The following is an 18680-nucleotide window of genomic DNA, read 5'->3' as shown; positions in this document are numbered from 1 at the left end:
GCTGGTGCCCCACTACGTAACAAGCTCGACGCGTCGCCCACGCGATACGGCGTGTAGCTCTCCGCCGAGATGCTCACCCGGCCCAGCCAGGACAGAGCTGGGGATGACATAGATGCTGCCGTCGCCGAGCACGATGAAGAACATGTCGATCACGTCAGGGTCATAAGGCATCTTGCTCGCGGACTTGTCGAGCACATACGGCCGACGTCCGATACCGACATCCCAGTAACCCCGTCCGTTGCGGGATGCACAGGACTTCACCTGTACACGCTGAACGCCCTTGGATGTCGTCACCAGGAGGTCGTACTCCTGGGGCTCGATCGGCAACGCAACCGCACATCCACGCAAGGAGAACCAGGCCATTGCCAGGGCTGCCGCCGAATAGCGAAGCATATCCGGCCGGACCGGCTCGTCGAATACTTCGACCGGGTTCGACCGGGCTTGCGGCGACTTCAGATGAGTGCAGTCCAAGCCCAGCCGGACCGCATGACCCTTGATCCGGACTCGGTCCTCTCCGTTGTCGATGACACCGAGACTGGCGAGCACGTCCGCCCAGCAACTCGCCCCCGCCACGGCTGCACGCAGTCGCAGATCAGACCAGCGACGTTGTCCGGTGAAGTGCAATGTGTCCAGCTCGAGACGGGGCCACATGCCGCTTGATCACCCGGATCGTCCCCGCGGATGTTCCCTTCAAGCCCAGTGCGCGCGCGACCGCACGCCACGACGGGCTGCTCTCGACCGCCTTACATAGTTGAGCATCGGTCCAGGTGCGTCGGTTCCCCGTGTTCTCCATGACGCCAAACATAAAGAGGGGCACCGACAGATATCGGTGCCCCTCTTGGGGTCGGGCTGCCGAGATTTGAACTCGGGATCTCTAGTCCCCCAGACTAGCGCCTTACCTGACTAGGCCACAGCCCGTGGCTCGCCTCCGGAGAGGCGACCGGGGTAAACCTTACCCCATGCGGCGGAGTGCTTTGACCAGGGTCCGGTCAGCGCTTCTTGTTCTTCGAGCGGGCCCGGACCTGGACGTGGACGGGGCTGCCGACGAAGCCGAAGTCCTCGCGCAGGCGGCGCTCGATGAAGCGCTGGTACGACGGTTCCAGCGCGCCGGAGGTGAAGATCGCGAACGTCGGCGGCATCGTGGTGGCCTGGGTGCCGAACAGGATCTTCGGCTGCTTGCCGGAGCGGACGGGGTGCGGGTGCGCGGCGACCAGGCGGCCGAGGAACGCGTTCAGCTGACCGGTCGGGACGCGGGTCTGCCAGCCCTCCAGCGCCGCCTCGATGGCCGGCACCAGCTTCTCCATGTGCCGCCCGGTGAGCGCGCTGATGTTCACCCGCGGCGCCCACCGGAACTGCACCAGGTCGCGGTCGATCTCGCGCTCCAGGTAGTAGCGCCGGTCCTCGTCGACCAGGTCCCACTTGTTGTACGCGATCACCAGCGCCTTGCCGGCCTCCTCGACCGCGTTCATGATCCGGATGTCCTGCTCCGACATCACCTCGGAGGCGTCGATCACCACCACGACCACCTCGGCGCGCTCGATCGCCGCGTTGGTCCGCAGCGAGGCGTAGTACTCGTGGCCGCTGGCGTTCTTCACCTTCCGCCGGATCCCGGCCGTGTCGATGAACCGCCACTCCTGGCCGCCGAGCGTGATCAGCTCGTCCACCGGGTCGACCGTCGTACCGGCGACGTCGCTGACGACGACGCGGTCCTCCTTGGCGACCTTGTTCAGCAGCGAGGACTTGCCCACGTTCGGCTTGCCGACGATCGCGATCCGGCGCGGCCCGCCGGCCTCGGCGTCCCGCTCCGGCGGCGCCTCCGGCAGGGCGGCCAGTACGGCGTCGAGCATGTCGCCGGTGCCGCGGCCGTGCATCGCCGACACCGGGAACGGCTCGCCGATGCCGAGGCTCCACAGGTTCATCGCCTCGGACTCGACCCGCTGGTCGTCGACCTTGTTCGCGGCCAGCACGACCGGCTTGCCGGACTTCCGCAGTACTCGCACGACGGCCTCGTCGGCGTCGGTGATCCCGACCGTGGCGTCCACCACGAACAGGACCGCGTCGGCGGCGTTGATCGCGACCTCGGCCTGGGCGGCGACCAGCGCGGCCATCCCGACCGCGTCCGGGTCCCAGCCGCCGGTGTCGACGACCGTGAAGCCGCGGCCGGCCCAGTTGGCGTCGTACGAGACCCGGTCCCGGGTGACGCCCGGGGTGTCCTCGACGACGGCCTCACGGCGGCCGATGATGCGGTTCACCAGCGTGGACTTGCCCACGTTCGGCCGGCCGACGATCGCGAGCACGGGCAGCGGCCCGGTGTCTTCGCGCTCGTGGGTGGGCTCGGCAAAGTCGTAGCCGGTGGGCAGGTCACTCATCAGGATCCTTCACGTCTGGCGCGCCCGGGAGCGGGTGGCCGGTAGCTTCGACGGCCGCCCTGACATGAGTCCGCAGCACGTCGCCGATCTGGTCGGCAACCGCCCGTACGTCGGAGTGCCTCCTGGGAAAGGGTACGCGGTCGATCGAGAACGGCTCGCCATAGACCACGTCGATCCGGCTCCCGGCCGGTGGAAAGGCCTCCACGGAGCCGTGCGGCAGCCTGGTCCCGAGCAGCGCGACCGGCAGGATCGGCGCGCCGGTCACCATCGCCAGGTACGCCACCCCGGTCCGGATCCGGGCGAAGTCGCCGGCGCCGCGGGTCCCCTCCGGGTAGATGTTCAGCACCCGGCCGTCACGCAGCACCTGGATGGACTGCCGGATGGCGCGGACGTCGTACGCCGACCGGTCGACCGGGATCTGGCCGATCCGGCGCAGGAACCGGCCCTGGAGACCGCCGAACGCCTCGATCTTGCCGAGCTGGTGCAGCATCCGGGGCGCAATCGCCCCGAGCAGCGGGCCGTCGAGCAGGCTCAGGTGGTTCGGCGACATCAGCACCGGTCCCCTCCGCGGGAACAGGTCCTCGTGGTGGATCGTCAGCCGGTACTTGCGCTGAAAGTACGGCTGCGCGAACCTGCGAACCGGCAGCGCGAGCCGATAAGGCAGCCGAGGCAGGTCATCGGTACGGGGCAGCTCGAGGTGCCCCGTTAGTTCTGCTGTCATGACTCCCGGTCACGGGGCGCTGCCTCGGCCTCCTTCGCGAGTCGGCTGATCACGTCGATGACCTCCTCCAGGGACAGATGCGTCGAGTCGATGGTGACCGCGCCGTCCGAGGCCACCAGGAACTGCGAGACGGTCGCGTCGTCGGCGTCGCGGCGGACGATCTGGTCCCGCAACTGCTCGGCGGTGACCGCCCCGGTGGCGAGCTCGGCGCCGCGCCGCTCCATCCGGGCATCCTGGTCCGCGGTCAGGTGCACCTTCAGCTCCGCGTCGGTGGCGACCACGGTGGCGATGTCGCGGCCCTCGACCACGATCCCGCCGGTCGGCTGGGCGTCGTCGATGATGGCCCGTTGCCGCCGGATCAGCTCCTTGCGGACGTCCAGATTGGTGGCGATCTTGCTGACGCTCTCGCTGATCCGCGGCTCCCGGATCGCGCTCGTCACGTCGACGTCGTCGGCGATCACGTACTGCTTGCCGGGGTCGGTGCTGACCTCCAACCGGAGCTCACGCGCCCGCTCGGCCACCGCCGCGGTGTCGTCCAGGTCGAGGTCGTGCTCGAGCGCCGACCACGTCACCGCGCGGTACGTCGCACCGGTGTCGAGGTACCGCAGACCCAGCCTGGTCGCGACGCCTCGGGCGGTGCTCGACTTGCCGGACCCGCTCGGGCCGTCCACAGCGATGATCATGGCCCAGAGATTACCCGCGGCCGGGGACAAAGCTGTGTCCTACCTGTGCACGACCCAGCCACGCTCGGTCAGTACGGCGACCAACTGGTCCACCGACCCCGGTTTGACGGCCAGCTCGACCTCACCGACCGGACGGCCCGGGCTGTGGTCGATGCGCAGGTCTTCGACGTTCGCCCCGGACTCGGCGGCGTCCGCGAACAGCCGGGCCAGCTGTCCCGGCCGGTCGGGAATGGTGACCAGCACGGACACCAGGTCGATGTGCGGGGCGCCGTGCTTGCCAGGCACCCTGATCGCGCCCGAGACGCCCAGGCCGAGGATCGAGGTCAGCTCCTCGCCGGCCTCCTCCTTGCCCAGGGCAACGAGGACCCGGTCGAGCTCGCCGCGGATCTGCTCCAGCAGGCCAGTCAACGCCGACGAGTTGGCGGACACGATCTGGGTCCACAGCTTCGGGTCGCCGGCCGCGATCCGGGTGACATCTCGGACGCCCTGCCCGGACAGCTGCAGGTGCGAGTCGGGCGCGTCCGCGAGCGTCCCGGCCGCAAGGGCGGACATCAGGTGCGGCAGGTGCGATACCCGGGCCACCGCGAGGTCGTGGTCCTCGACCGACAACTCGACCGTCCGAGCACCGGACGCCTCGGCGAGACGCCGTACCAGCTCGACCGCCTCCGGCGCGCTGGTCTCGTGCGGGGTGATGGCCCAGGTCGCACCGTCGAACAGGTCCGCGCGGGCGGCGAGCGGCCCATTGCGCTCGGAGCCGGCCATCGGGTGACCGCCGACGTACCGACTGAGGTCGGAGGTCAGCCGGCGCGCGTCGGCGAGCGGCTTCGACTTCACGCTCGCGGCGTCGGTGACGATCGCTTGGGTCTGCTCGAGCTGCTCGGCGACCAGCCGGCCGACGTGATCCGGCGGTACGGCGACCACCACGAGCTGGGGCTCGATCTGGACCAGCCGGGAGCCGGCCCCGATCCGCTCGGCCATCAACGCGTTGTCCGGGTCGGCGTCAACCAGCTCCACGACCACACCCAACCGGCCCAGCGCGAGACCGATCGACGTGCCGATCAGTCCGGCGCCGACGATCCGGACCGGCCCGCGCAGCTCGGTCACGAGGCCCTCACTGGGCGCCAGTCAGGTCCGGACGGAGCGCGACCGCGCCGTGCAGGTAGACGTGCTGGATCTTCTCCCGCGACCGCGGCGTCTCGGCGTGCACCATCATCCGCACCACCCGCGGCAGCGCGTGCGGGACGTCGATCTCCTGCATGCACATCAGCGGTACGTCGGTCAGCCCGATCTGGCGGCCCGCCACGGCCGGAAACTCCGACCGCAGGTCCGGCGTGACGGTGAACAGGATGCTGATCAGGTCCTCGTGGTCCAGATCATTCGCCTCCAGGACCGCCTTCACCAGCTCGGCGGACCGCTCGAGCAGGTGCTCGCGCTCGTCCACCTCCAGCTGGGTGGCACCCCGGATCGCCCGTACCGCCACGTGCTCGCCTCCTTGGTCGTCTAGGCCCAACCCTAGGACAGACCAGCCAGAGAGTGGACACGCGTCTCGGATTGTGCGCCCAAGCAACGGACACTACCGTCGGCGGCGGCACCTTCTTTGAGCCGCAGCCGCGGGCACGGGCCAACGCCACTGGCGCGGAACAACCGCATAGGTGTGCGCACCCAACACGCCCTGCTCTCCAACGCAAGGCAGTATCGCGCACGCCAACACCCACGGCTGGCGGCGTCGAGGACGACGACCGTCTCGGGATAGTCGAGTGGCACCCCCGCCGCCGACTTCCGTCGGTTGTCCGGAGCACCCCTCAGCGCCGACACCTCGGGCCATAACTCGACTCGGCCCGCTGCCGAAGGCGGGCAACGGACAGCCGCGACCGAAGACCGTGACCTCTCCCGCCGAAGGCGGCCAGAACAACTGCCACCGCCGAAGGACGCCTCCATCGCCGGAACACCTCGCCGTCGCCGATCACCTGCAGCGCGGGACCAACCCCCGATCGGCGCATGCGGAAACGTCGCGGCATACAACAGACATCCGAACCCGAGTCGTGTCCCGGCACCCGCAGCGTCCGAGGGGATCTCCCCTCGGACGCTGCCTTCTCCCCTCTCATACGAGGGGAGAAGGCAGCAATTCACGGGATATCCGGCTCTTGTGACGGACGTGTGTGGGCGTGGGTTGGGCGGGCGCACGCCACCGGGTTGTCGGGTCTGTGAGCTCGACGGCGGACTGCCGGGCCATCACAATCGCCCGGCGTCGGCGGCACCAGGCAGGTGCCGGGTTGGAGGTGGCGATTGTGATGGCCTGGCGGTCCGCAACTCGGGATCCCGTTCGCGAGTGGCCGGGTTGCGCGGGCGCGGCTCAGCCGACCGCCATGGTGGCGAACTGGGGCACCAAGCCGATCCACACATCCGTCAGAACAGCCGGATATCCCGTGAGGTTGCCCCTTCTCCCTGCTGATACGGCGGGAGAAGGGGCAACGCGCGGGGTTATCCCCCGGAATGCCCAGCGGCAGTTGGTGCTGCCCGGGTTCAGCGCGGAGCCCATAGGCCGGTCCCTGCGAGCGTCCAGAACACATTCCCGATGCCGACCGCCTCCAGCCGAACCGCAGCTTGGCGCGCCGCCGAAGGCGGCCCAGTAGGCCGGACACCGCGTTCGGCCGCAGATGTTCAGCGGCCGCCACCGCCGGCGCGCCCAACCAGGGTGCCCGTCGCCGATCATCTCTCCAGCCCGAACTCGGCTCGGCGCGCCGCCGAAGGCGGCCAAAAGAACCGCCGCGGCCGGAGGCCGTGTCCTTCCAGGAGCACCCCCTCAGCGCCGATCACCTCCGGTCACGACTCGACTCGGCGCGCCGCCGAAGGCGGCCAAAAGAACCGCCGCGGCCGGAGGTTGTGTGTTTCCCGGAGCGTCTCCCCCTCCGCCGATCACAGGTGATTACATGCGTTCGGCGGCGTCGACGGTCTGCTCCAGGAGGAGGGCGATCGTCATCGGTCCGACGCCTCCCGGGACCGGGGTCACGAGGCTCGCCACGGCGGCCGCCTCGTCGAAGTGGACGTCGCCGACGTTGCCCTCGTTGTAGCCGGCGTCGACCACCACCGCCCCCGGCTTCAGCCAGTCGCCGCGGACGAAGTTCGGCTTGCCGACCGCGGCGACCACGATGTCCGCGGTCCGCACGATCTCCGGCAGGTTGACGGTCCGCGAGTGCGTGTAGGTGACGGTGGCGTTCGATGCCAGCAGCAACATCCCGGCCGGCTTGCCGAGGATCGGGCTGCGGCCGATGACGACCGCGTGGGCGCCGGCGAGCGGTACGTCGTACGCCTCGAGCAGGCGCAGGATGCCGCCTGGCGTGCAGGACCGGAACCCGGGCTCGCCGAACGCCATCGCAGCGAACGCATGCATGGTCACCCCGTCGACGTCCTTGGCCGGGTCGATCGCCTCGAACGCGGCCCGCTCGTCGATGTGTCCCGGCACCGGGTGCTGCAGCAGGATCCCGTGCACCTCCGGATCGCCGGACAGCCGCTCGAGCTCGGCGACGAGATCCTCTGTCGTGGTCTCCGCGGGCAGGACCACGCTGCGGGACCCGATGCCGGCCTTCTTGCACCGGTTCTGCTTCATCCGGACGTACGTCGCCGACGCGGGGTCGTCGCCCACCAGCACGGTCGCCAGGCACGGCTGGACGCCGGTCTTCTCCTGCAGGTCCCGGGCCCGGTCGGCGGCCTTCGCCACCATCTCGGCGGCCAGGTCGGTGCCGGTCATCAGATTGGTCATACGGCGCGCTCCTTCGGGCGTCGACATCAGGTCGAGTGCCCAGGCGCGCGGCTGAGCCGGTTCTCCGGCGGACCGTTCCCCGGTGGTTCTCCACCTCAACGCCAGTCGCGGTCCGGCGTCCAGCCTACGCGACGAACCAGGACCGGCACTCCTCCAGCCCGGTGACCTCGACCCGGCCCGACGGCTGCCAGTTGTCCCGGGTCAGCCGGAGCCGGTCCGACACCACCGGCCGGCCGTCCAGCACGTCCCGCGAGATCCCGTCCGGCTGATAGCCCAGCTTCCGGGACACGCCCTGCGAGCCCGCGTTGTCCTGGAACACCTCCGTCAGCGCCGCGACCGCGTCCAATCCTTCGAACGCGAGATGCAGCAGTGCACGGCGCGCCTCGGTGCCGAAGCCTTGGGCGTGGTGCGGCAGGCCGAGCCAGGACCACGTCTTCACCTCCCGGAGTACGGCGAAGTCCTGTGCCCGCAAAGCGACCATCCCGATCGGCGTGCCCTCCCGGAACACACCGAGCTGCAACGTCCAGTCCTGCGCACTCCACGAGGACAGCGAGCCCCAGTGCCCCTGCATGACGCCCCGGGCGCGCTCCGCAGGCGGCGCGTCCGTCCACGGGGTCAGGAACGGCCGCTCCCCCGGCTTGTGCACTCCACTGGCCGCGACGTCGGCCAGCTCGGCGAGCTCCTCCTCACCGGGCTGACGCAGGACGAGGCGTTCGGTGGTCAGCCGGAGGCGGCGCAGCGGCCAGTGATCGATCAGCACCGGGCCATCCTCTGGCCCGGTGCGACCGCGGGCAACCTAATTCCCGGCCCGGTGCACGATCACCTCGTGCACCCGCGGCGGTACGGCGCCGGCCGCCCACGCGATCCGGACCACTTCGATCGTGGTGGCCGGCAGGTTCGCTGCACTGTAGGCGGCCTTCACCGGGCCTATGTCCTGCCAACCGTCGCTCGTCCGGACCTGGATGCGTCCAGATGCAGCCGCGCCCTCGGCTTGCAGCACGGTGATCCGGTCGACTGACGTTGCCGACGACAGCTCGACGGTCAACGCGTCCGACGCCGTCGGTGCAACGCCTGCGACGTACGCCGTACTCACCTGGAGGTCGACCGCGTCCGACAGCGACGAGCCCTCCGCGGGCGCAGGTGTGCCTGTTGCCGTGAGCACCAACTCGGAGCCGTCGGTGACCTGGACCGAGAACTCGCGGACCACCAGCCAGAACGAAGGATTGTCGACAATCGCACGATAGCGGACATAGCGCGCCGTCACGGCGGCGGTGAAGCGCACCTCGGCTGTGGTCGCCCGCGTGAGCTCGGTCCAGGTGGAGCCGTCGGTCGAGTACTCCAGCACACCGGAGTGGATGAAGTCGCTCGGGCTGCCCGACTTCCCCATCAGTACGGCGATGTCGCCGATCGCCCGCGCCTTGCCGAGGTCGACGCGGATCTCGTCCCCGGCCACGGGTGCGCCGTTGCTCCAGAAGTACGTCGACTCGTCGCCGTCGACCATGCGGTCGGGGGTGTTCTCGGCGTACGTGCCCTGCGAGCTGGACGCCGTACGTCCGGGCTCGATGCCCATCCACTGGTCGTGCACCCGACCGGCCTCGGCGAGGAACGCGTCGGCGACGCCCTCACCGATCCGTGGGTAGGTGTTGGAGTGCGGCAGCCGGACGTCCCGGATCTCCTTGGCCTGGGCAACCAGTGCGTCGATCTGCTGCCGGCTCGCCCAGGCGGCCGCTCCGTTGCCGTCGGCCACTTCGTCGAGCAGCCGCAACGACCGCCGGAGCGCCTGGCCCCAGAGCACGGTCGCATCCAGCCAGGCCTTCGCCTCGTCGGCGAACGCTGGATCCTGCACTCCACCCCTGAGCTGAGCGGGCGCCTTCTCGATGGCGTTGAAGTAGGGCTCGAGCGCCTCGATCGCGCCGTCGTGGTCGCCGGCTTGCCAGGTCTTCCAGAACGCGGCGGTCCGGGCGGCCAGCACCGGCGCCTTCTCCGGATGCAGCGTCGAGTCGTAGGTGTTCAGGTCGGCGAAGACCTCGAGCGCCGCGATCGTCTTGCGATCTCCCCCGGCGCGTTCGGCGATCGCCTGGTGCCAGGACGCCTGTTCGTCGTACTTGGCCGGGTTCCAGCCCAGCTCGGCGAACGAGTAGAGCGCGAGCTTGCTGACCGCGGCCTGGTTCATCGGGTTGGAGATCACGCCGGCGACGTGCTGCGCGATCCCGGGCTCCCGGCCGCTGTAGTCGGCCAGCGGGATCCGCCCGGCCAGGTAGTCGTTGACCGGGTAGTTGTCCCAGATCAGGATGTCGTGCCCGAACACGGCCTTGGCCTGAGCCGCTTGTGCGGTTGTGATCGTGCGCGGGATGACGCCGATGCCGGTCCAGTGCACGACGACGGCGCTGTCCAGCTGCTCCCGCAGCGCCTTCTTGTACGGCGTCTCCGACACGTTGTAGTACTCGGTCGGGACCATCTGCAGCGGCGCCAGGTCCGGCTTGGAGGCGACCCACTCGCGCTGGATCCGGTTCAGCAACTCGCTCTGCGCCTGGCCGGCCGCGCCGCCGCCGGTGCCGTACTTCTCCCGGTCCTCCGGGCAGTGCCAGGTGTTGTAATCGATGTCGTCGAGCGGCACGTTGAACGCCCGCGCGCCCAGCCCGTAGAGCGCCTCGAACCTGGCGATCAGCGCCCGGTAGTCGCTGTCGGAGGTGTAGCAGATCGACAGCCCCGGCGAGAGCGCGAAGGTGAAGTCGACTTTGTTGCCCCGGGCCCGCTCGACCAGCTCGCCGAGCTCGGCCAGCTTGTCGGCCGGGTACGGGTCGCGCCACTGCTCGCGGTGGTACGGGTCGTCCTTCGGCGCGTACTCGTAGGTGTTCATCCGGTGCGCGCCGAGGTAGTCGAGGTGATCGAGGCGGTCCGCATGCGACCACGGCGTACCGTAGAAGCCCTCGATCGAGCCGCGGTAGCGCATCGTCGGCCAGTCCCGGATCTCGACCCCGGACAACTGGTTGCCCTGGACAAGTTGTGCGAAGGTGCGCGCCGCGTAGTACGTCCCGTCGGTGTCGACCCCGTCGAGTACGACGTTCTTGCCGCCGGCGGCGAGCACATACCCCTCGGCGGGCAAGCCCTTGGCGGGCTCCACGTTCAGCTGCCGCAGCACCTGCTCGTTCCCGCCCAGCCAAATGGTCACCGCCGCCGGCTGATCCCGGACGGTCTGTACGCCGGCCCGCTCGAGCGTCTCGCGGACGACGCGCTCGGCGTCCGGATCCGTGGTCGGTCCGTGCATCAGGCCGACGGTGCGGCCGAGGCTGAAGCCGTCGGGGCGGCTGGTGGTCTGCTGAGGCTCAGGCGACACCGGCGGCGCCCCTATCGTGGCGTCGGCCGACGCGGCCGGAGCGGACAGGGTCTGGGCGGCGAGCAGCAGGAGTGCGGGGAGGACGAACCGGCGCATGGCAACTCCTCGGGCGGAAGGCGTTTGCACCTCCCATCCATTCAGTGCGCAGACCTGCTCGTCAAGCCTCTGGCGTGACCAGTTTCAGTCAAAGCCCAGTCACAGCGGGCGTGGTCGAGTCACAGCTGGCGTGATCGACTACAGCAGGCCGGCGTGGTCGAGGGCCAAGTAGGCCGCGTCGATGCCGGTCATCGCGCCGGAGGTGCGGAGCTCGGCGCGGAACTCGTCGACGGTGAGCTCGACCGGGACGCAGTCCTCGAACTCGTCCAGGGCTTGCGTGCCGTCGGGCCGGCAGCCGCGCGCGATGCCGACGTACTTGCGGTAGACCGAGGAGGCCGCCGACCAGTTCCAGCTGACGAGCTCGAACGACTCGCAGGTGTAGCCGGTCTCCTCCTCGAGCTCGCGCACGCCGGCCACGGCCGGATCCTCACCCGGCTCGACCAGCCCGCCCGGCAGGTTCGTGACCACCTGATCCGGGCCCGGGCGAAAGATCCGGATCGTGACGACCTTCCCCTCCGGCGTCAGCGGCAGCACCGTGATCCCGGACGTGATCCCCGAAGCGGTCTTGGGCCCGAACACATCCCAGTCCACCTCCCGCCCGTCCGGCAACCGGTACCGCCGCTGGTTGACCGTCAAGAACCCGTTGAAGCCAGGCTGCTCCCCCACCAACACCCAGTCCTCAGGATCCCCGGCCCGAGCACGCACGCCGGCCGAACCACCCACCGTCGGCACGCCGTTCACCGCCGACGGCTGCTCGCCTACTACCGCCGCGCGGCTTGCAGGTGGGACGGGACCGGCCGCCGCGGAAGTGTTGTCCGTGGCGGCCGGCTGCCGGTTGCTTTGTGCGTCTGTCACAGCGGGCGGTTGTCGTCCGGGTCTTCCGGCGGGGCGACGGGGGCGTCGTCCTCCGGTGGGGCGACCGGGGTGTCGTCGGCCGGCGTGGCCTCGGCGGTCTCAGCCGGTTTGCCGGCCGGAGGCTCCGTCGGCGTGGTGTCCGGGCGGGACTCGGACAGGATGCGCGCGAGCGTCTCCTCCGAGATGCGCTTGAACTTGCGCACCTGGGTCCGGGTCCGGTCCAGCACCGCGACCTCGATCTGGTCCGGGGTCAGCTCCCGGACCTCGTTGCTGTCGTGCCCGAGCGCGTCCACCGCGAGCCGGAGCGCACCCGCCAGCGAGATGCCCTCCTGGTAGTGCTCGCCGACGTAGTCCGCGACCTGCTCGGCCGGCCCGCCCATCACGGCGTACCCGCGGACGTCCGCGATCGAGCCGTCGTAGGTGAGCCGGTAGATCTGGTCCTCGGCGGTGCTGGTGCCGATCTCGGCGACCAGGATCTCCACCTCGAGCGGCTTCTCGCCGCCGGAGGAGAAGATCGCGCCCAGCGTCTGCGCGTAGGCGTTGGCGAGCGCCCGGCCGGTGACGTCACGCCGGTCGTAGGAGTACCCGCGCATGTCGGCCAGCCGGACGCCGGCGATCCGCAGGTTCTCGAACTCGTTGTACCGGCCCACCGCGGCAAACGCCATCCGGTCGTAGATCTCGGCCACCTTGTGCAACGCCGGCGACCGGTTCTCCGCGACGAACAGGATGCCGTCGGCATACTGCAGCGCGATCGCGCTGCGGCCCTTGGCGATGCCCTTCCGGGCGAAGTCGGCCCGGTCCCGCATCAGCTGTTCGGGCGAGACGTAGAACGGAACGCTCATCGAAGGTGTCGTCCTCTATCAGTCGATCGGGAGGGGGTCAGGTCAGGGACGCCGAGGCCGGGCCGTCGGGCCGCTGGTGCCGCTCGGCCCAGGCACGGTCGACGATGTCGGCCACCTCGTCCTCGGGCAGCCGCTGGTAGCCGTCCGACGTGACCACACCGACCACCGGGAAGATCCGCCGCAGCATGTCCGGGCCGCCGGTCGCCGAGTCGTCGTCGGCGGCGTCGATCAGCGACTGGATCGCCACCGTCGCGCAGTCGGTCGCGGACAGGTTCTCGCGGTAGAGCTTCTTCAGCGCGCCCCGGGCGAACAGCGAACCCGAGCCGACACTGTGGAAGTGGGTCTCCTCGTAGCGCCCGCCGGTGGGGTCGTAGGAGAAGATCCGGCCGCCCTTGATGTCCTCGTCGTAGCCCGCGAACAGCGGCACCACGGCCAGGCCCTGCATCGCCATCGCCAGGTTGCCCCGGATCAGCGCGCTCAGCCGGTTGGCCTTGCCGTCCAGGCTGAGCGTGGTGCCCTCGAGCTTCTCGTAGTGCTCGAGCTCCACCTGGAACAGCCGCACCATCTCCAGCCCGAACCCGGCCGAGCCCGCGAACGCCACCGCGGAGTACTCGTCGGCCGGGAACACCTTCTCGATGTCACGCTGGGCGATGATGTTGCCCATCGTGGCCCGCCGGTCGCCGGCCATCACGACGCCACCGGGGAAGGTGGCCGCGACGATCGTCGTACCGTGCGGGACGTCGGCGGAGAAGTCGGCCGACCCCAGGCTGCGCCGTCCCGGCAACAGGTCGGGCGCGTGCCCGGCCAGGAAGTCCATGAACGACGAGCCACCTGGGGTCAGGAAGGCTTCCGGCAACCGGCCGGAGGCATCGAATGTCATCGAGCGGTTCACTCCCCACCCTTTTGCACGAACCCGCGGACGAACTCCTCGGCGTTCTCCTCGAGCACCTCGTCGATCTCGTCCAGGATCGAGTCGACGTCCTCGTCGAGCCGCTCCTTGCGCTCCTGGACGTCCTCGGACGTCTCGACCTGCTCGACCTCTTCCTCGGTCGACGAACGCTTCGGCTGCTTGTGCTGCTGCCCGCCGTCCTTAGCCATGGCACACACCTCCTAGAACCGCTGGGAGGGCCGCCCAACCGACCCTCAATAGCGACCCTACCCGGCGGCGCCCCCAGTAATGGTGCGAACCAGGTCACTCGCGGTGTCGCACTGGTCCAAAAGTGCTCCGACATGGGCCTTGGTGCCCCGTAACGGATCCAAGGTCGGGATCCGCTGCAGCGACTCCTTGCCCGGCAGGTCGAAGATCACCGAGTCCCAGGAGGCGGCCGCGACCTGCGGCGCGTACTGCTGCATGCAGCGGCCGCGGAAGTAGGCGCGGGTGTCGGTCGGCGGGTGCGAGACGGCCATCCGGATCTCCTCGTCGGTGACGAGGCGCTGCATCCGGCCGGCCTTGATCAACTTGTAGTACAGACCCTTGTCCGGGCGCAGGTCGGCGTACTGCAAATCGATCAGGTGCAGCTTCGGGTCGTCCCACTCCAGGCCGTCGCGGTCGCGGTAGGACTGCAGCAGCTTCAGCTTGGCGACCCAGTCCAGCTGGTCGGCCAGCTTCATCGGGTCGGTGGCGAGCTGGTCGAGCAGCTGCTCCCAGCGGTGCAGCACGTCCTTGGTCTGCCGGTCCGCGTCGTCGCCGTACTTGTCCTCGACGTACTTGCGGGCCTGCTCGAGATACTCCGTCTGGAGCTGTACGGCGGTCAGCTTGCGACCGTCCTTCAGCGTCATCAGATGGGTGCAGGACGGGTCGTGGCTGATCTCGTGCAGCGCGGTGACCGGGCGGTCCACGCTCAGGTCGTCGGTCAGCCAGCCGTCCTCGATCATCGACAGCACCAGGCTGGTCGTCCCGACCTTCAGGTACGTCGAGATCTCGGACAGGTTCGCGTCGCCGATGATCACGTGCAGGCGGCGGTAGCGATCCGGGTTCGCGTGCGGCTCGTCGCGGGTGTTGATGATCGGCCGCTTCAGCGTGGTCTCCAGGCCGACCTCGACCTCGAAGTAGTCGGCCCGCTGGCTGATCTGGAAGCCGTGCGCGGTGCCGTCCTGGCCGATCCCGACCCGGCCCGCGCCGGTGACCACCTGACGGCTCACGAAGAACGGTGTGAGGTGCCGGACGATCGACGCGAACGGCGTCGAGCGGCGCATGAGGTAGTTCTCGTGCGAGCCGTACGACGCGCCCTTGTTGTCGGTGTTGTTCTTGTAGAGGTTCAGCGGCGGCGCGCCGGGGATCTGCCGGGCCTGCCGGGCGCCCTCCATGATCACCAGCTCGCCGGCCTTGTCCCACACCACCACGTCGCGCGGGTTGGTGGTCTCGGGCGCGGAGTACTCCGGGTGGGCGTGGTCGACGTACAGCCGGGCGCCGTTGGTGAGGATCACGTTGGCCAGGCCGGTCTCCTCGTCGGTGAGCTGGCTGGAGTCGGCCACCTCCCGGCTCAGGTCGAACCCGCGCGCGTCCCGCAGTGGGTGCTCCTCGTCGAAGTCCCACCTGGTCTTGCGCGCGAGCGGCTGCGTCTGGGCGTAGCCGTTCACCACCTGGCTCGAGGTCAGCATCGGGTTCGCCCCGGGCTGACCTGGGACCGAGATACCGAACTCGGTCTCGGTCCCCATGATCCGCCGAACACTCATGCGAACGAGCCTACGCGGTACCGGCGCTTAAAGCCGTTGCCGTGTCCACAGGGTTACGTGTGAAACTTCGTGGGTGGACGAGATCGTGGCGATTCTGGGAGCGGACAACCATGTCATCGGGTCGGCGCCGCGGTCGGTGATGCGGCGGGACAATCTGCGCCATGCCGCCACCGGGGTGCTCGTCCGGAATCCGGCCGGTGAGATCTACGTGCATCGCCGGACGGCGACCAAGGACGTCTTCCCAGCGTGTTACGACTTCTCCGCGGGTGGTGTCATAGCCGCTGGCGAGGACCCGTACGACGCCGTCGTACGGGAGCTGGCCGAGGAGCTGGGGATCGCCGGCACCGAGCTGGTGAAGCTGCCGGAGGGCGACTACGCCGATGAGTCCACCAACTACCACGCGTACCTCTACACGTGCGTCTGGGACGGCCCGGTCACCCACCAGCCCGAGGAGGTGTCCTGGGGTGCCTGGATGGCCCCTGACGAGCTCGTACGGCGTCTGGACGAGTGGCCCTTCGTCCCGGACACGACGGCGCTGCTGGGGCCGTACGTCCGGAGCCTCGTGGACGCGCCCTCAGGGCCCGCCTAGCGGGGTTTGCGGCGGCCGGAGGTCCAAGCGACGTTGATGCCCACCAGGCCGGCCCAGCTGATCAGGATGCCGGGGAGGCCGCTCATGTCGGCGGCGATGGCGGTGATCGGGATGGCGGCGACGACCGAGACAATCGCCAGCGCCAGCCCGCCGGGGTCCGACCCTTCGCGGCGCTTCAGGCCGGCTGCCTCCAGCAACTGGTCCTCTCGGCGGTGCTCGAGGTCCTGGCTGTGGCGCTGGGCCTCGCGGGCGTCCAGCTTCGCGAGGAAGCTGTCGATGATCTCGTCCTCGTACTCAGGGCCCAGCTCCTGCCGCGCAGCCACCGCCGCGCGCAGGTCCTTCCGCACCTCGTCCGTCGCCATACCAGAACGGTAAACCCGTCGAGCCCAGAGCGGGATCAGGGGAAACCCGGGCTCCCCCCTCTGCTGATGAGCGCCTCCTGACACACTCGGGCGGTGCACAGGACAGCCGCTCGCTTGACCGCGTTCACCGCCTGCATGCTTGGCCTCGGACACGCCCTGTTCAGCGCCTACTGGGCGCTCGGCGGCACCTGGCTCCTCGACACGATCGGTGGCGACCTCGAACGCTGGGGCCGCACCCGTGAGCCACTCGTCATCCTCGGCCTGTGGCTCGTCGTCGTACTGAAGGCCGGCGTGGCCGTCGCCGCGCCGATCCTCCAGTACGACGTCGTTCGCGCGCCCCGGGTCCCGCGCATCCTGAGCTGGATCGCCGCTACCGTCCTGACCCTGTACGGCGGCATCCTGACGCTGGCCGGCATCGTCGTCGTACGCTCCGACGTACAAGCGTCGGACCCGCGCGCACTCGCCTGGCACGCCTACTTCTGGGATCCGTGGTTCCTGCTGTGGGGTCTCGCCTTCGCACTCAGCCTCTGGTGGTCTCGCGACCGGTGATCAGCTGTCCTGCACCTTCAGGGCGACGTTCCTGCCAAACGCCGGCTGCCCCTGGACAGTGCGTGTCCAGGGGCAGCCGGTACGACGGTCTTACAGGTACTGACCCGTGTTGGTGGCCGTGTCGATGGAGCGACCCGGCTCGGTGCCCTGCTTGCCGGAGATGAGCGTCCGGATGTAGACGATCCGCTCGCCCTTCTTGCCGGAGATGCGGGCCCAGTCGTCGGGGTTCGTGGTGTTCGGGAGGTCCTCGTTCTCCTTGAACTCGTCCACGCACGCCTGCAGCAGGTGCTGCACCCGCAGGCCCTTCTGGTTGTCGTCCAGGAACGCCTTGATCGCCATCTTCTTGGCCCGGTCGACGATGTTCTGGATCATCGCGCCCGAGTTGAAGTCCTTGAAGTACAGGACCTCCTTGTCGCCGTTGGCGTAGGTGACCTCGAGGAACCGGTTCTCGTCGGCCTCGGTGTACATCCGCTCCACGACGCGCTGGATCATCCCGTTCACGCACTCGCCCTTGTCGCCGCCGAACTCGCTCAGGTCGTCGGTGTGCAGCGGCAGGGTGGTGGTCAGGTACTTCGAGAAGATGTCCCGGGCCGCCTCGGCGTCCGGGCGCTCGATCTTGATCTTCACGTCCAGCCGGCCCGGCCGCAGGATCGCCGGGTCGATCATGTCCTCACGGTTCGAGGCGCCGATGACCAGGACGTTCTCCAGGCCCTCGACACCGTCGATCTCGCTCAGCAGCTGCGGGACGATGGTGTTCTCCACGTCGGACGAGACACCGCTGCCGCGGGTGCGGAACAGCGAGTCCATCTCGTCGAAGAACACGATCACCGGCATGCCCTCGGAGGCCTTCTCGCGGGCCCGCTGGAAGACCAGCCGGATGTGCCGCTCGGTCTCGCCGACGTACTTGTTCAGCAGCTCCGGGCCCTTGATGTTGAGGAAGAACGACTTCTGCCCCTCCACCCCGGTCTTCTCGGCCACCTTCTTGGCCAGCGAGTTCGCCACCGCCTTGGCGATCAGCGTCTTGCCACAGCCCGGCGGACCGTACAGCAGCACGCCCTTCGGCGGTTTGAGCTCGTGCTCGAGGAACAGCTCCTTGTGCAGGTACGGCAGCTCGACTGCGTCCCGGATCTGCTCGATCTGGCCGGTCAGGCCACCGATCTGGGTGTAGTCGATGTCCGGGACCTCTTCGAGGATCAGCTCCTCGACCTCGGACTTCGGGATCTTCTCGTAGACGTATCCGGACCGCGCCTCGAGCAGCAGCGAGTCACCGGCCCGCAGGGGGATGTCGAGCAGCGGCGACGCGAGCCGCACCACCCGCTCCTCGTCCGCCTGCGCGATCACCAGCGCCCGCTCGCCGTCGGCGAGCAGCTCCTTCAGCATCACCACGTCGCCGACGACCTCGAAGTCGCAGGCCTCGACCACGTTCAGCGCCTCGTTCAGCATCAGTTCCTGGCCGAGCTTGAGCGCGTCCAGGTCAACCGAGGGGCTCGCCGCGACCCGGAGCTTGCGGCCTCCGGTGAACACGTCCAGCGTGTCGTCGTCGTTGCGGCCCAGGAAGGTACCGAAACCGGACGGCGGTTGGGCCAGCCGGTCGACCTCCTCCTTCAGGGCGATGATCTTCTCTCGCGCCTCACGCAGGGTCTCGGCCAGCCGCTCGTTCTGAGCGGTGACACTCGCCAAGGAGGCCTGGGTTTCGGACAGTCTGCTCTCGAGCGACCGGCTGTCCGCCGGGTGCTCCAACAACCGACGCCGCAGCGCTGCGACCTCGGCTTCCAGGTACCTGACCTGGTTGCGCAGCTCTGCCGCGGTAGGACTCTCGTCTCCAGCCACGATCATCACCT

The 18680-nt window shown here is 69.2% G+C and carries 18 protein-coding genes, 1 tRNA gene and 1 riboswitch; of the genes, 2 read left to right on the top strand and 17 right to left on the bottom strand.

Going from position 1 to position 18680, the window contains the following annotated elements; genetic code table 11:
* Positions 1 to 12 precede the first annotated feature (12 nt).
* The 15 genes from ACIBGM_RS32555 to dop form a co-directional block, all read right to left on the bottom strand.
* Positions 13 to 546, bottom strand: coding sequence for a group I intron-associated PD-(D/E)XK endonuclease (locus ACIBGM_RS32555; RefSeq protein ID WP_360521548.1), 534 nt, complete (start codon positions 544 to 546; stop codon positions 13 to 15).
* Between the two features lie 298 nt (positions 547 to 844).
* Positions 845 to 918, bottom strand: a tRNA-Pro gene (locus tag ACIBGM_RS32550).
* 71 nt (positions 919 to 989) lie between these two features.
* Positions 990 to 2369, bottom strand: coding sequence for a ribosome biogenesis GTPase Der (gene der / locus ACIBGM_RS32545; protein ID WP_396387719.1), 1380 nt, complete (start codon positions 2367 to 2369; stop codon positions 990 to 992).
* Positions 2362 to 3090 (bottom strand): lysophospholipid acyltransferase family protein, encoded by a 729-nt coding sequence (locus tag ACIBGM_RS32540; protein ID WP_360521554.1) that lies wholly within the window; start codon positions 3088 to 3090, stop codon positions 2362 to 2364. Before ACIBGM_RS32540 ends, der begins: the two co-directional genes overlap by 8 nt.
* The gene (cmk, locus tag ACIBGM_RS32535) at positions 3087 to 3773 is read right to left on the bottom strand and encodes a (d)CMP kinase (RefSeq protein WP_360521557.1); all 687 of its coding nucleotides are present in this window, start codon (positions 3771 to 3773) and stop codon (positions 3087 to 3089) included. The genes ACIBGM_RS32540 and cmk overlap by 4 nt, the downstream gene beginning before the upstream one ends.
* A gap of 39 nt (positions 3774 to 3812) precedes the next feature.
* Positions 3813 to 4877, bottom strand: coding sequence for a prephenate dehydrogenase (locus tag ACIBGM_RS32530; protein WP_396387718.1), 1065 nt, complete (start codon positions 4875 to 4877; stop codon positions 3813 to 3815).
* Between the two features lie 7 nt (positions 4878 to 4884).
* Positions 4885 to 5253: a chorismate mutase gene (gene aroH / locus ACIBGM_RS32525; RefSeq protein ID WP_360521563.1), complete on the bottom strand. Its 369-nt coding sequence runs from the start codon at positions 5251 to 5253 to the stop codon at positions 4885 to 4887.
* A 1446-nt stretch (positions 5254 to 6699) separates the two neighbouring features.
* The gene (locus tag ACIBGM_RS32520; protein WP_360521566.1) at positions 6700 to 7533 is read right to left on the bottom strand and encodes a bifunctional 5,10-methylenetetrahydrofolate dehydrogenase/5,10-methenyltetrahydrofolate cyclohydrolase; all 834 of its coding nucleotides are present in this window, start codon (positions 7531 to 7533) and stop codon (positions 6700 to 6702) included.
* A gap of 30 nt (positions 7534 to 7563) precedes the next feature.
* Positions 7564 to 7652: riboswitch (ZMP/ZTP riboswitch) on the bottom strand.
* A 5-nt stretch (positions 7653 to 7657) separates the two neighbouring features.
* The gene (locus ACIBGM_RS32515; RefSeq protein ID WP_360521569.1) at positions 7658 to 8293 is read right to left on the bottom strand and encodes a GNAT family protein; all 636 of its coding nucleotides are present in this window, start codon (positions 8291 to 8293) and stop codon (positions 7658 to 7660) included.
* 36 nt (positions 8294 to 8329) lie between these two features.
* Positions 8330 to 10966, bottom strand: a complete 2637-nt coding sequence (locus ACIBGM_RS32510) for a beta-N-acetylglucosaminidase domain-containing protein (protein ID WP_396387717.1) — start codon at positions 10964 to 10966, stop codon at positions 8330 to 8332.
* 138 nt (positions 10967 to 11104) lie between these two features.
* Positions 11105 to 11821 carry an NUDIX hydrolase gene (locus ACIBGM_RS32505; RefSeq protein ID WP_360521575.1) on the bottom strand — a complete coding sequence of 239 codons (717 nt, stop codon included), beginning with the start codon at positions 11819 to 11821 and terminating at the stop codon, positions 11105 to 11107.
* Positions 11818 to 12663, bottom strand: coding sequence for a proteasome subunit alpha (prcA, locus tag ACIBGM_RS32500; protein WP_360521578.1), 846 nt, complete (start codon positions 12661 to 12663; stop codon positions 11818 to 11820). Before prcA ends, ACIBGM_RS32505 begins: the two co-directional genes overlap by 4 nt.
* Before the next feature lie 37 nt (positions 12664 to 12700).
* Positions 12701 to 13543 (bottom strand): proteasome subunit beta, encoded by an 843-nt coding sequence (prcB, locus tag ACIBGM_RS32495; protein ID WP_360521581.1) that lies wholly within the window; start codon positions 13541 to 13543, stop codon positions 12701 to 12703.
* 8 nt (positions 13544 to 13551) lie between these two features.
* Positions 13552 to 13761 (bottom strand): ubiquitin-like protein Pup, encoded by a 210-nt coding sequence (locus ACIBGM_RS32490; RefSeq protein WP_132145168.1) that lies wholly within the window; start codon positions 13759 to 13761, stop codon positions 13552 to 13554.
* A 57-nt stretch (positions 13762 to 13818) separates the two neighbouring features.
* Positions 13819 to 15339, bottom strand: coding sequence for a depupylase/deamidase Dop (gene dop, locus ACIBGM_RS32485; protein ID WP_360521585.1), 1521 nt, complete (start codon positions 15337 to 15339; stop codon positions 13819 to 13821).
* A gap of 73 nt (positions 15340 to 15412) precedes the next feature.
* On the opposite strand from dop, the gene ACIBGM_RS32480 reads away from it, so the two are divergent.
* Positions 15413 to 15928, top strand: coding sequence for an NUDIX domain-containing protein (locus ACIBGM_RS32480; RefSeq protein WP_360521588.1), 516 nt, complete (start codon positions 15413 to 15415; stop codon positions 15926 to 15928).
* Here ACIBGM_RS32480 and ACIBGM_RS32475 read toward each other — a convergent pair.
* On the bottom strand, positions 15925 to 16290 hold the full coding sequence (locus tag ACIBGM_RS32475; protein ID WP_360521591.1) for a hypothetical protein: 366 nt from the start codon (positions 16288 to 16290) through the stop codon (positions 15925 to 15927). The two genes, ACIBGM_RS32480 and ACIBGM_RS32475, sit on opposite strands and share 4 nt — an antisense overlap.
* Before the next feature lie 93 nt (positions 16291 to 16383).
* Here ACIBGM_RS32475 and ACIBGM_RS32470 point away from each other — a divergent pair, with 93 nt between their 5' ends.
* Positions 16384 to 16839, top strand: a complete 456-nt coding sequence (locus ACIBGM_RS32470) for a DUF3995 domain-containing protein (protein WP_396387716.1) — start codon at positions 16384 to 16386, stop codon at positions 16837 to 16839.
* Positions 16840 to 16929: 90 nt separating this feature from the next.
* On the opposite strand, the gene arc is transcribed toward ACIBGM_RS32470, so the two are convergent.
* Positions 16930 to 18675 (bottom strand): proteasome ATPase, encoded by a 1746-nt coding sequence (gene arc, locus ACIBGM_RS32465; protein ID WP_360521597.1) that lies wholly within the window; start codon positions 18673 to 18675, stop codon positions 16930 to 16932.
* Between the last annotated feature and the right edge of the window lie 5 nt (positions 18676 to 18680).

The organism is Kribbella sp. NPDC050470 (assembly GCF_044458365.1).
Classification (GTDB): domain Bacteria; phylum Actinomycetota; class Actinomycetes; order Propionibacteriales; family Kribbellaceae; genus Kribbella.
Note: the sequence above shows the minus strand (reverse complement) of the source record. Positions and strands in the feature narration are given on the sequence as shown.

Excerpts from the sequence above, each read along its gene's own strand:
- dop (WP_360521585.1), bottom strand. The coding sequence starts at position 15,339 with ATGAGTGTTCGGCGGATCATGGGGACCGAGACCGAGTTCGGTATCTCG.
- ACIBGM_RS32520 (WP_360521566.1), bottom strand. The coding sequence starts at position 7,533 with ATGACCAATCTGATGACCGGCACCGACCTGGCCGCCGAGATGGTGGCG.
- prcA (WP_360521578.1), bottom strand. The coding sequence starts at position 12,663 with ATGAGCGTTCCGTTCTACGTCTCGCCCGAACAGCTGATGCGGGACCGG.
- der (WP_396387719.1), bottom strand. The coding sequence starts at position 2,369 with ATGAGTGACCTGCCCACCGGCTACGACTTTGCCGAGCCCACCCACGAG.
- cmk (WP_360521557.1), bottom strand. The coding sequence starts at position 3,773 with ATGATCATCGCTGTGGACGGCCCGAGCGGGTCCGGCAAGTCGAGCACC.
- ACIBGM_RS32540 (WP_360521554.1), bottom strand. The coding sequence starts at position 3,090 with ATGACAGCAGAACTAACGGGGCACCTCGAGCTGCCCCGTACCGATGAC.
- ACIBGM_RS32510 (WP_396387717.1), bottom strand. The coding sequence starts at position 10,966 with ATGCGCCGGTTCGTCCTCCCCGCACTCCTGCTGCTCGCCGCCCAGACC.
- ACIBGM_RS32490 (WP_132145168.1), bottom strand. The coding sequence starts at position 13,761 with ATGGCTAAGGACGGCGGGCAGCAGCACAAGCAGCCGAAGCGTTCGTCG.
- arc (WP_360521597.1), bottom strand. The coding sequence starts at position 18,675 with ATGATCGTGGCTGGAGACGAGAGTCCTACCGCGGCAGAGCTGCGCAAC.
- ACIBGM_RS32475 (WP_360521591.1), bottom strand. The coding sequence starts at position 16,290 with ATGGCGACGGACGAGGTGCGGAAGGACCTGCGCGCGGCGGTGGCTGCG.
- prcB (WP_360521581.1), bottom strand. The coding sequence starts at position 13,543 with ATGACATTCGATGCCTCCGGCCGGTTGCCGGAAGCCTTCCTGACCCCA.